Origin of the sequence: Segatella bryantii, from assembly GCF_022024215.1 — a bacterium.
GTDB classification, from domain to species: domain Bacteria; phylum Bacteroidota; class Bacteroidia; order Bacteroidales; family Bacteroidaceae; genus Prevotella; species Prevotella bryantii.
The window spans coordinates 1,993,191-2,006,768 of record NZ_CP091798.1; the positions used below are offsets into that span (position 1 = coordinate 1,993,191).

Here is a 13,578-nt window from a genome sequence, read left to right on the forward strand (position 1 = left end):
TACATTATACTTCAATTTATTTTCCTTATAACATTCAACTAGACAATATCCACGTAATCAACTAAAAGTCAATCAGTTATCGATTATATTAACACCGCTAAGCAATATCGTGAAACAATTTACATAAATCAGGAACACCCTATATCATAGGGAGTTCCTGATTTACTTCCGTGAAACACATATCAGTTTCTTATCTAAACAAAATTCAAATTACTTATCCTTTCTACCAAATACAGAGAAATGTACATAACGCTTAGGATGCTGTTTTAAATCAATCATCAGCGAATCCGCATCTCGAATAGTAGCATTGAGATGATTATAGAGCGAAGGATCATTCATAAGTTTACCCAAAGAACCCTGATTACTATTAAGCTTTTCAGTAAACTCTTTAGCATTAGCTAGAGTTGCATTTATCTGTTGCATAGTACCCGCAACATCAACATCTGCCAACTTACCAGTTAAGGTCTGTGTATTATCTAACACACCGTTTGCCTTATTAATCATGCCCGGCACACTATGATTTAAACCTCTTAGCAAGGTATTAAGTTCTTGTGTAGAAACTGCAAGATTAGCAGTAGTCTGCTGAATATTACCAAGTGATTTTCCAATATTAGGGTCAGCAAGTATCATATTCAGACGATCAAGAATAGAATCTACCTTAGGCATCATCTTCTCTACTTCAGGAATAAGTCCAGCAGCCTTAGTCATCACTCCCTCAGCAACTTTACCAGAAATAATATCTCCAGGAGACAGCCATTTCGACTTATTATCAGCAATCAACAAATTGATCTGAGTATTCCCCATTAAATCTTTGTCGATTTCTGCAGTGGTACCAACAGGCACTCTCATAGCTTGATTCAATTCTATTTCAATTTTAATAGGACCAAGCTCACCATAGTCAAAAACAATGTTTTTTACAGTACCGACTTTAAAGCCATCGGCATAAATAGGAGTAGATGCACCTAAACCCATAATATTATCAAAAGTAATATAATAGGTATTTGCATTAGCAAACAAATTCTTTCCTTTCAGAAAATTGATGCCAAAAAACAAGATTACAACACCCGCAATAGCAACGAGCGCAATCTTCACTTCGTTGGTAAAAAACTTCATATCAGACTACTTTTTTTTGTTTTTTAAAAATTCTTTTATGGCAGCATTTACATCTACCTTATCACCACCTTTCATAGCAATGATAAATGCGTTAGGGAACTTTTCTAACAATGACTTTCTCAATTTATAGATTTCATTATAATTAGATGAAGAACCAACCGTATATTTTATCAAATTATCTTCTTTGAAAGAGTTGATATCTGTTTCCCCTTTAAAGTGAGCATCGCCCTTACGCAATTCTCTGCTACTCGTTAAAATCTGCACCTTAAATATAGGCACCTCTGATGGTTGTACAGCATTTTGCTTTTCTGATACCACCGGCGCTGGCTTAACCACTTTCCGAATCGTTTTGGGAGCATCATTGGATTTATTCTCTTGATAGCTACTTGGTACAAGTTTAGGCATCTCGACTTTTGCTTTTTTAGTCGCACGGTAAGGTACAGTCAATCCTGTATAATACTGCTCCTTATACTGCTTGAAACCGTTATAAATTTGTTTTGCAAGAGAATCTACATAGGAAGATGTATTCAATGCAGACTCCTCATCAGGAGTAGTGATAAAACCAAGTTCGATAAGACAACTTGGCATCGAGGTTTCTCTTAATACCAAAAATCCTGCTTGATGTACACCCTTGTTAGGTACACTAACATGAGTACACACACTATTCTGAATATAACGGGCAAGATCTACGCTCTTCTGCATGTTTTTATCTTGAATGAATTCAAACATGATATAACTTTCAGACGAACGAGGGTCAAAACCTTGATAAGTCTGCTTATAGCCTTGCTCCATTGAAATAACTCCATTCTCACGCATGGCGACGTCTAGATTATCTTTAGCACGGTGCATACCAAGCGTATAAGTTTCAAAGCCTCTGGCTATCTTACCACCTGGAAGAGCATTGGTATGAACAGAAATAAACAAATCTGCATTATTTCTATTTGCAATACTTGCACGCTCTTTCAAAGGTATAAAGACATCAGTTCTACGTGTATAAATAACCTTTACATCTGGACAATTCTGCTCTACATATTGGCCAAAAGCTAAAGCCACACTCAGATTGATGTTTTTTTCTTTAGAGATTGCTCCTATAGCGCCAGCATCATGCCCACCATGTCCGGCATCAATAACAAGCGTGAATTTCTGATCTGCAGCTACAACAGAGACTGCAAAACACAAAAGTATTGCTATCGTTAACAGTAATTTCTTATGCATATCATGAATGAATTCGTACAAAAGTAATCATTATTTAGCAAATAACACAAAATCAGACTTCGGATTTATCATTTATTAAGTGAACTTCTACACCTGCACCTTTACAGTCAGCCCCCATAGGAGGATTAACCTTAGTAATCTGCAAATCGATTGCTTGAATTAATGGGAATGCTTGAATCAGATGGCTTCCTATATTGCCCGCTACTTTCTCAAGCAGATTACAGCTATGCTTCATTTCCTCTGAAACAATTTGGTATACTTCTGCATAATTTAAAGTATGCCTAACATCATCAGATATTAAAGCCTCTGAAAAATCATAACAGATATGCAATGTTAATAAATAGTCATTACCCGTTAAACGCTCCTGCGGTAACACGCCATGATAGGCATGAAACCGCAGGTTCGTTATATTTATATAGCATTCTTTTACCTTCATCATCCACAACGACTAGCTCCACAATTTGTACATATTAAACAGCCTTCTTGGTAGACCAGATTTTCATGTCCACAAACAGGACACTTTTTACCCTTGGCCTTGGTTCCGTTTTCTATATACTTTTTCAAAGCACGTTCTACACCATTTTTCCAAGTATTGATACTCTGATCTTTCAATGATAACGAAGATACAAGTTTCAATACATGATCAATTGGCATACGGTAACGTAATACTCCACTAATGAGCTTAGCGTAATTCCAATACTCAGGATTAAATTTTTCACTCAATCCCTCTACAGTTGTCTTGTAACCACGCTTATTCTTAAACTGGAAATCATAACGATGGGAACCATCTTCATTCGTTTGTTTAATAATCTTACCCTTAGTTACACCCTTTGGCAAAGAGATTCCTTCCTCATCATCCTGAAGCCCCGTAAAGATTTCATAAGGATATCCATCAAGTAATCCCACAAAAGCTACCCATTTTTCCTTATTATTCTGGAATCTTACCACATCACAATCGAGTTCTTTTGGCCTAACTTCTACTACTTCAGGCTGTTTGTTTTCCACATCATCCTTTTCCTGCTCTTTTGGATCTGCTGTGCCCTGTTTTTCTGCTTCTTTTTTCTCTGACTTTGAGGCAGAAATCATTACACCTGAACGAGAACCATCACGGTAAATCGTACATCCTTTACAACCGCTTTTCCAGGCCTCTACATATAAGCGATTTACCAAAGACTCATCTACATCGTTAGGAAGATTAACCGTTACAGAGATAGAATGGTCTACCCATTTCTGAATGGCACCTTGCATTTTCACCTTCATAAGCCAATCGACATCATTCGCTGTAGCCTTATAATAAGGAGATTTAGCCACTAACTCATTGATTTCATCTTGACTATAGCGCTTGTCAGTATCAAAGCCATTGATTTTCATCCACTCAACAAACTTCTTGTGATATACGATATACTCTTCAAAGCTGTCACCTACTTCATCTACAAAATCAACATGTACATCTTTATCAGTAGGATTTACCTTACGACGACGTTTATAAACAGGCATAAATACGGGTTCTATACCACTGGTAGTCTGTGTCATAATCGAGGTTGTACCAGTAGGGGCTATCGTCAGACATGCTATATTACGACGACCATATTTCACCATATCAGCATATAATGCAGGATCGGCTTCTTTAATTCGTAGTATAAAAGGATTCTTGGCTTCACGATTTGCATCATATATTTCAAAAGCACCACGTTCCTCAGCCAAATTAACAGAACTTCTGTAGGCATTAAGAGCTAAAGTCTTATGTACTGATACAGAGAAATCTGTAGCCTCTTGTGTACCATATCGCAACCCCATAGCAGCTATCATATCACCTTCTGCAGTAATACCTACACCCGTACGGCGTCCTAGACTGCTTTTACGCTTTATTTTCTCCCAAAGATGATATTCTGCACCCTTCACTTCTTCCAATTGAGGATCCTTATCGATTTTACTCATAATCAAATCGATTTTCTCCATTTCAAGGTCAACGATATCATCCATAATACGTTGAGCCAACTGAACGTGTTTTTTAAACAAGTCATAATTAAATGAAGCCTGTGGAGTAAAAGGATTCTCTACATATGAATAAAGATTAATACTGAGCAGGCGACAACTATCGTATGGACACAATGGTATCTCACCACAAGGATTGGTGCTTACTGTACGAAAACCTAAATCTGCATAACAATCTGGTATACTCTCACGAAGAATCGTATCCCAAAACAAGATTCCAGGTTCTGCACTTTTCCATGCATTATGTACGATCTTATCCCATAATTTACGCGCAGAAATCTGCTTTACAACAGAAGGATGTACATCATGAATAGGCCACTGCTGTGTATAAGGTTCATCTTCTGTGGCACACTGCATAAATTCATCATCGATTTTAACCGAAACATTTGCACCTGTCACCTTACCTTCTGTCATCTTTGCATCAATAAAAGCTTCGCTATCAGGATGCTTGATACTTACAGACAACATAAGCGCACCACGACGACCATCTTGTGCCACCTCACGAGTAGAATTACTATAGCGCTCCATAAAAGGAACTATACCGGTACTGGTTAATGCTGAATTATTCACAGGAGAACCTGCAGGACGAATATGACTCAAATCATGTCCCACTCCACCACGTCGTTTCATCAACTGAACCTGTTCTTCATCTATACGCATGATAGCGCCATAAGAATCAGCATCACCATCAAGACCAATAACAAAACAGTTACTCAAACTTGCTACTTGATGAGTATTACCGATACCCGTCATCGGACTTCCAGCTGGAACAATATATCTAAAATGATCCAAAAGATCAAAAATTTCCTGGGCACTTAAAGGATTTTTATACTTTTTCTCGATACGAGCCACCTCGTTGGCAATTCTCCAATGCATCTCTAATGGTGACTTTTCATAAATATGCCCGAAACTGTCTTTCATTGCATATTTGTTTACCCATACACGAGCTGCAAGCTGATCTCCATCGAAATACTTCAAGGACTCTTCGAATGCTTCATCGAAGGTATACATTTTTTGTTCCTCCATTATTTAATAAAAATGCAAATGTAAGATATAAAAGATTTATGTGATGCAAATATACTCGAATAAATCTAATTTCGAAAATCTTTTCGTTTAAAAAAAGCTATAATATTTTCTTTTTGGAAAACTTTCCTTCTCCATTTTTTTAAAAAGTTCCCCAAAAAGAAAATTCATTTTACTCATCTTCACTACAAACTATGCTCGATAAAATTTATCTTCAATACTCCCTTCTGTCGCACTTACGACAAGAAGAACAATATCTGCATACATTACTACATTTTTGAATTTAATTGACAGAAACCGATTTGTAGTTTGCGTATTTGAAGTTAGTATACTAGAAAGGCTTAAATATGCAAATTCTGAAGCATTTTATAACTAGCAAAATATCAACATGTTACGCATTTTTTATCTTTATCAATTTGAAACTTGCTTGGTAAAAGCATAGTTTTTACGGTTCAAAAGTATAGGATTTATACTATAAAACCATAGTAGTTATCAGTTCAAAGTATGTATTTACCCATCAATAACTATGGTTTTAGCAGGAAGAGAAGGTTAAGGGTTAAGCAAGATACAAAATAGTCTGTCTAAAAATTGAAGATTTCAAGCTAGATGAAGATTTCTGTAGGATGTATTTTTTGATATTTTATTTGACATATATCAACACTCCGCAGCCGTTCTACAATTTGAGCTGTGACAAAATTCAGTGCACCGATTTGTTAGCTATACTCTATTTTGAAAGTACTCATAGTAGTTATAAACTAGAGTTACTATTATTTTAATTAGATAAAAAGAAATGCTATTATCTCAATTATACGATACTATTTTATAAGCTTTTACATTTTATTTACGAAGCTTTTAGCTAAATGTGCGCATGAATAAAAAAAAAAAATTACCTTTGTTGTAAATAAGTAAAAATATCAACATGGAATCTATAACAACAAGAAAGACAATTAGAAAATACTCCTCACGAGAAGTTAGTAATGAACTATTAAATAAACTACTTAAGGAAGCTGAAAGAACACCTACTATGGGTAATCTCCAACTTTACAGCGTTGTCATAACTCGTAGTAAAGAAGGAAAAGAAGCTCTTGCACCAACACATTTCAACCAACCTATGGTGAAAAATGCTGCTGTTGTATTAACAATATGTGCAGACTTCCGTCGTACTTCTATATGGGCAGAAAATCGAAAAGCCGTACCTGGATATAGTAATTTTTTAAGTTTTATGAACGCCACTACAGATGCTCTACTCTATACCCAGACTTTTTGTAATCTTGCAGAAGAAGCAGGTCTCGGTACATGCTTTTTAGGTACAACAGTCTATATGCCACAACTCATTATAGACACTCTTAAGCTTCCTAAGCTTGTTTTCCCTGTAGCAACGATCACTTTAGGATGGCCCGATGAAAATCCAACACTTAGTGACCGTTTACCATTACGCGCTATTATTCATCAAGAGCAATTCGAGGATTACAACGCAGACAAAATTAATGACTTCTACGAAGAAAAAGAAAACCTCGAAGAGAATAAGCATTTTGTTGAGATTAACAAAAAAGAGACACTAGCTCAAATTTTCACTGATATACGATATACTAAAAAGGATAATGAAACCATGTCTGAAGGCATGATAAAAGCTCTTAAAAATCAAGGATTTCTAGAATAATAACACAAGAAAGTACACCATATAAAAAAAGCCTGATGAATAATTTCACCAGGCTTTTTTATATACTATATTAATAAATCTATTAATCTTCTACAATAATTGGTTTATACTTAGGAACCAAAATTTTCATAATAATCCAACCAATAAGGTAAGCAACAGCACAAATACAGAATACAATCATATAACCGGCTGGCTTGCCTTCAAAACCCAAAAAGCTGAATGCTGAGCCCTGACCTTCTGCATAAGTAAAGAGCATACCAGAGCCCTTATTTATCAAGAAAGAACCTAAACCACCAGCCATAGCACCAATACCTGTAATAGTAGCAATAGTTGACTTAGGGAACATATCGCCAATGGTAGAGTATAAATTAGCAGACCATGCCTGATGACCAGCACCAAGGAGACCAATAATAATAGCAGGACACCATGGACTAATTTCACCTGCTGGCTGTGCAAACAATCCCAGCAATGGGAAACAAGCGAAAATCAACATGGCACGCATACGACCGATATATGGATTCATACCTTTCTTATCAACAAAATAAGTTGGCAAATAACCACCACCAATACTCAAGATTGTTGTAATAGCGTAAAGGGTAAAAATCAAAGCAATAGCCATGGTTGAGTCTGAGGTATAACCATACTGATCTGAGAAGTAAGCTGGAGCCCAGAAGAGGAAGAACCACCATACACCATCGGTCATAAACTTACCAACAATGAATGACCAAGTCTGACGATAAGTGAAACAATCCAAGAAACCGATAGTTTTTTCTTCTTTTGGTTCCTGCTTATCCTGAACCTCAGCTATATCAGAATCCTGCTCGATATAGTTCAACTCTGCCTGATTAACATACTGACTCTTATTAGGTTTATCATACAACCATATCCAAAGCCCCATCCAGACATATCCTAATACACCAATGATGACGAAAGCCATTTCCCAACCCATAGCGCGAGCCAACAATGGAATGGTAGCAGGAGCTGCCAATGCACCAATAGAAGCACCACTATTAAAAATAGAGGTAGAGAAAGCACGGTCTTTCTTTGGGAAATACTCTGCAGTTACCTTAATAGCTGCTGGAAAGTTACCAGCTTCACCAAGTGCAAGAATTAAACGACAAGAAAGGAAAAGCCATACACTAACCGTAGCAATAGCCACTGCAGCATCACTGCCACGCTGTACTAAACGTAGTGCCTCAATAGAAGAATAGCCCTCAATCTGCATAGCTACCCATCCACAACCTGCATGCATAACCGCACCAGTTGACCACACGAAAATAGCTATGAGGTAACCCTTCTTGGTACCCATCCAGTCAATAAATTTTCCTGCAAAAAGGTTAGCTATAGCATAAAAGATAGAGAACCAACCGGTAATCGTACCATAGTCATCATCTGTCCAGTGGAACTCTGGAGCTATAAAGTCTTTCCATGTTAATGATAGAACCTGACGATCCATGTAGTTCACAGTTGTTGCCAAGAACAACAGTGCACAAATAACCCAACGAAAGTTGGTCATTTTACTTGTTTGTATTGAACTCATTACTTTTTGATTTTGTTTAAGTAAATTAATTATTTGAGGTTAGGGATACCTACTACCTGCATATCGGTGTAAACCAAGTTTTCACCACACATACCCCAGATAAAGGTGTAATTGCTTGTACCTGCTGCACAGTGAATGCTCCACTGTGGAGAAATAACAGCCTGTTCATTATTCATCCACATAGGGCGAGTTTCCTGTGGCTCTCCCATGACGTGGAGAATCTTCTGGCCCTGTGGTACCTTGTAATACATATAAGCTTCCATTCTTCGAGTATGTGTATGTGCAGGCATGGTATTCCACACGCTACCTTCCTTCAATTCTGTAATACCCATCTGTAACTGACAAGTACGAACACCTGCAACACCATCAATAATCATCTGATGGATTACACGATCATTACTTTCCTTCAAACTTCCGGCTTTAATATTTTTTGCTTCCTTCAACGTTACCTTCTTTGTAGGATAAGTTACATGTGCACAAGCTGAATTCAAATAGAACTTAGCAGGCTCAGCTGCATTTTTGCTGGCTACAATAATTTCCTTTGCGCCCTTACCAACATAAAGAGCTTCCTGGAAGCCTAATTCATATTTCTTTCCATCAACAGTAACAATACCATTACCACCAATATTGATAATACCCAATTCACGATTATCAAGCAGTGTACGACCACTGGTTCCTTTACTTTCATCAACATAAAGAGGAGCAATAGATGTCAACTTCAATGGAGTTGTTGTTGGCTCCGCCCCACCAATAAGGAAACGATCATAGAATGTATAAGTCCAGTTGACTTCACCTGGAGCAAAGACTTTCTCAATAAGATATTCCTTACGTAAACGATCTGTAGTATAATGCTTAGCATCTTCTGGACCGGTAGCCCAACGTACATTATAATTAGTATAAGCATTTTCAGCTTTAACCTCATAGCCTTTGAAATCTTGTGCAGATACGAGACTAGCAGCTAAGCACAAAGCAATTGATAATACTATTTTTTTCATATTTTAGCGTGATTATTTGTTTCTAATAGTTTGAGCAGCAGCTTTTTCATCTTTTATAATCTGCATACGATTATAACACATTAATGCTGCAGTAACAACGACAAGTGCGCCTGCACCTATCCATGATAGATATTTAGTGAAAGCATAGATAACATAACCAAACAAAGAGCTAGCAAAGTCCATACTTCCTGCAGAGAAACCTTCTGGAACTTTAGCTGCCTGATCACCAGTAGCAGCATAAACAGCTGCTGCAGCTTTAGTAAAATCTGGAGCCATATTGGTTACGAAATACAACCCTACAGCAAGTGCTACCAAACCAATAACATACGTCTTGACAACATTACCCTTGGTATAAGGCAAAATCATAGGGAAAAGATAGAACAAGCCTGCTAATGAAGCCAATGGCAAGAACTGGTTGCCTGGTAAGACAACTGCGATAATGAGATAAGTTGGAATAAGGAGCAGTGTAGCAACTAATGTTGTTGGATGACCGATAACCAAAGCTGGGCTCATACCGATATTTACTCTTTTGCCATTAAACTTCTTACCAACAATTTCCTTTGTCTTCTCTGAGATAGGCATCAAACCATCGATGAAGAGTTTAGTAACACGAGGTATCAATTCCATAACAGCACCCATAGTTATACCCAAGAAGAGTATCTTCTTTATATCAAGTTTGGCAACTATACCAATCAGAATTCCGACAATAACACCAAGTACTAATGGCTCACCCAATACACCAAACTTCTTCTTTAAACCTGCAGCATCTATATCGAGTTTACTGAATCCAGGTATTTTATCTAGCACCCAATTGATAACCCATGTAAAAGGAACAAAACTCTGAACAAAAGGCTGTGGAATAGAAATTCCATCAAGATTATCATAATAGCCTTGGAACTTGTCTGCTGTAATATCAGCAAATACCAATGTTACGATATAACATATAATCGCTGCAAAATACCCCCATGCAAGACTTTCATCCATTACAAAGTAAGCAACTGCACCGATGAAAGCAAAATGCCAATAGTTCCATAAATCGATATTGACAGTACGAGTTGTCTTTGTAATCAACATCAAAAAGTTAACACCAAGGCAAATTGGAATAATCAAGGCACCAACGGCTGTATTATACGCAACAGAAGCTGCTGCAGGCCATCCCATATCAAAAACATTCAACTGAAGATGATAAATTTGAGAAATTGCACTAAGTGGATCACCAAAATTATTTGTCAGTAACGCCGTAACCACACCTAGGCCAACAAAACCGACACCTACATAAAGGCCAGAAAGTAATGCCTTTCCGAATTTCATACCTATACACAAGCCGATGATTGTAAAAATGATTGGCATCATTACACTAGCACCTAAGCTGATGATATAGCTAAACACTTGTTCCATAATTTTGCTTAAGTTTTGATTTTATCTCAATAGATTTTTAAAGATTAGATTGTCTGCAAAGATACAAAAAAAAAGTAAAAAGCTAAAATAGTAACGGGCAAAAAGCATACGTGCCTCTACTTTTTTAGCTTTTTACTTAGCTTTTTATTTTTAATAAGAAATTTTAGTCTTGGAAATAAATTCTCTTAACGCGGTCGCTAATATTAGTCAGTACCTCGTAAGGAATCGTATCAAGAACATCTGACAAGACGGTTACTGGTAGATGATCACCAAAAATTTCTACGGTATCACCCTCTTTACAGTCTATCCCCGTAACATCAATCATGGCAACATCCATACATATGTTGCCCACATATTCAGCTTTTTGCCCATTAACAAGACAATAGCAATGACGATTACCTAAGTGTCGGTTCAGTCCATCTGCATATCCGATAGGAATTGCTGCAATAACACTGTCATGTTCTATAGTTCCTTTTCGACTATAACCCACCGTATCACCAACTGGGATATGTCGCATCTGAAGAATGGTGGTCTTCAACGTGCTCACGTTGTTGATAATTTCATTATTACGACTATTGATACCATACAAGCCTAACCCCAAACGGCACATATCCAACTGGCGCTCAGGGAAGTGCTCTATACCTGCAGAATTATCTATATGACGGAGTATCTTATGATCGAATGCTGCCTGCAATTTCTTACTCCCCGCATCAAACAAAGCGAATTGGTTAGCTGAGAAATCATCAAAATCATCACTGTCTGAACCGACAAAGTGAGAGAATACACTTCTTGGTATGACTGCATTCTGATGTTTTAACCGATCTATAAGTTTATCCATATCGTTTATCGGATCAAAACCTAAACGATGCATACCTGTATCTAATTTGATATGAACTGGGAAATCGGTAATTCCTTCTTTTTCCGCAGCTTTTATCAATGCTTCAAGCAAACGGAAAGAATATACTTCTGGCTCTAGTTCATAGTCAAACATAGTCTTGAAAGCCGTCATTTCCGGATTCATAATCATGATATTACTTGTAATACCATTACGTCGTAACGTTACACCTTCATCGGCTACTGCCACAGCAAGATAATCAACACGATGATCTTGTAAAGTTTTTGCAATCTCTACAGAACCTGCACCATAAGCATTCGCTTTTATCATACAGACCAATTTGGTCTCTGGTTTCATAAAAGAACGATACCAGTTAAGATTCTTCACTACCGCATTTAGATTTACCTCAAGGATAGTCTCATGCACTTTCTGGACAAGAAGTTCGGTAATCTGGTCAAAACCAAATTGACGTGCCCCCTTAATCAGAATAACCTCATCACGCAAAGAACGAAATACTTCGCTATTTATCAACTGTTCTACAGAAGAAAAGAAGAATTTTTCAGGAATCTGTATCTGATCAGCATGTGCTTTCAATTCGGGTCCTACACCAATAAATTTGACAACACCACGCTTATAGGCCAAATCCGAAACATCACGATACAAGTTTTCTGGTTTTTCACCACTTTGGAAGATGTCACTCAATATCAATGTATGACGTCTTCCCTTATGATCAGGACGACGATTCATAAAATCAAGAGCGATATCCAGCGAATTCACATCTGAATTATAGCTATCATTAATCAATGTACAACCATGCTGCCCCACTTTTACCTCCAATCGCATAGCGACAGGTTCAAGTTTAGCCATACGGCGAGAGAGAACATCAGTGCTGACACCCAAACAAAGCGTAACTATTGCACAAATTATCGAATTAGAAATAGAAGCTTCATCGATAAATGGCAGTATATATTTTCCTTCTTTGTCTTTAAAATTATAATTTATGACAGTATCATTTTTTCTTTTTTCTACCGATTTAATAAACATAGTAGCTTTCGGATTCTTGAAAGACCATGTTATTTTTTCTCCCGAATAGTTATAAGACTCTACTGTATCATTTATAATTTCATCGTCCATATTATAGACGATAGTTTTAGCATCATGAAAAAGGATCAGTTTTTCACGGCATTTCGCCTCTTTTGACTTAAAATTTTCCTGATGAGCAGACCCCAAATTCGTTAAGACTGCAATTGTTGGCTGGATGATGTCACGAAGCGCAAGCATTTCTCCAGGCTCACTGATACCAGCCTCAAATATACCAATCTCAGTTTGCTTATTAAGTAACCAAACTGATAAAGGCACTCCTATCTGAGAGTTATAACTACGAGGACTACGTGTAACATACATATCATCAGAAAGCAACTGATATAGCCATTCTTTAACGATGGTCTTACCATTACTACCCGTTATACCCACAATAGGGATATTGAATTCATCACGATGACGCTCTGCTAATCGTTGTAAAGCCTCAAGCGTATTAACAACACGCAAGAAATTAGCATCTGGATAATCTGAGGCAAAATTATTCGGAACATCAGATACAACAAAATTTCTGACTCCACGACGATACAACTCGGCTATATAATTATGCCCATCATTTCGCTCTGACTTTAGAGCAAAGAAAAGAGTTTCTTCAGGAAAACAGAGTGAACGGCTATCTGTCAAAATAAAACCGACATTACAGTCTCTGTCTCCATAGCGACGCGCACCTATAAGTGTGGTTACTTTTTCAATAGTATATATCATT

The 13,578-nt window shown here is 37.2% G+C and carries 9 protein-coding genes; 1 reads left to right on the forward strand and 8 read right to left on the reverse strand.

What is annotated here, in order from left to right; all coding sequences use genetic code 11:
- Nucleotides 1-210: 210 nt before the first annotated feature.
- The 4 genes from L6471_RS12410 to L6471_RS12425 are packed head-to-tail and all read right to left on the reverse strand — an operon-like array spanning nt 211 to nt 5,349.
- Entirely contained in the window at nt 211-1,113 is a 903-nt protein-coding gene (locus tag L6471_RS12410; RefSeq protein WP_006282078.1) for an MlaD family protein, read from the reverse strand.
- A gap of 6 nt (nt 1,114-1,119) precedes the next feature.
- On the reverse strand, nt 1,120-2,328 hold the full coding sequence (locus L6471_RS12415; protein ID WP_074614625.1) for an N-acetylmuramoyl-L-alanine amidase family protein: 1,209 nt from the start codon (nt 2,326-2,328) through the stop codon (nt 1,120-1,122).
- A gap of 52 nt (nt 2,329-2,380) precedes the next feature.
- A complete protein-coding gene (gene folB / locus L6471_RS12420; RefSeq protein WP_237797739.1) occupies nt 2,381-2,764 on the reverse strand; it encodes a dihydroneopterin aldolase in 384 nt (127 codons plus the stop codon).
- Nucleotides 2,764-5,349, reverse strand: coding sequence for an adenosylcobalamin-dependent ribonucleoside-diphosphate reductase (locus L6471_RS12425; RefSeq protein ID WP_094448845.1), 2,586 nt, complete (start codon nt 5,347-5,349; stop codon nt 2,764-2,766). The genes folB and L6471_RS12425 overlap by 1 nt, the downstream gene beginning before the upstream one ends.
- 916 nt (nt 5,350-6,265) lie before the next feature.
- Between L6471_RS12425 and L6471_RS12430 the strand changes: the two genes are divergently transcribed.
- Complete coding sequence (locus L6471_RS12430) at nt 6,266-7,006, forward strand: nitroreductase family protein (RefSeq protein ID WP_237797424.1); 741 nt, start codon at nt 6,266-6,268, stop codon at nt 7,004-7,006.
- 82 nt (nt 7,007-7,088) lie between these two features.
- Here the strand turns inward: L6471_RS12430 and L6471_RS12435 are convergent, their stop codons facing one another.
- From L6471_RS12435 to L6471_RS12450, 4 genes are all read right to left on the reverse strand, one after another.
- Complete coding sequence (locus L6471_RS12435) at nt 7,089-8,546, reverse strand: MFS transporter (protein WP_027453308.1); 1,458 nt, start codon at nt 8,544-8,546, stop codon at nt 7,089-7,091.
- A gap of 29 nt (nt 8,547-8,575) precedes the next feature.
- On the reverse strand, nt 8,576-9,541 hold the full coding sequence (gene kduI / locus L6471_RS12440; protein WP_006282093.1) for a 5-dehydro-4-deoxy-D-glucuronate isomerase: 966 nt from the start codon (nt 9,539-9,541) through the stop codon (nt 8,576-8,578).
- Nucleotides 9,542-9,553: 12 nt separating this feature from the next.
- Entirely contained in the window at nt 9,554-10,939 is a 1,386-nt protein-coding gene (locus L6471_RS12445; protein WP_006282094.1) for a PTS galactitol transporter subunit IIC, read from the reverse strand.
- A gap of 163 nt (nt 10,940-11,102) precedes the next feature.
- A complete protein-coding gene (locus L6471_RS12450; protein WP_006282095.1) occupies nt 11,103-13,577 on the reverse strand; it encodes a bifunctional UDP-N-acetylmuramoyl-tripeptide:D-alanyl-D-alanine ligase/alanine racemase in 2,475 nt (824 codons plus the stop codon).
- Nucleotide 13,578: the final 1 nt, after the last annotated feature.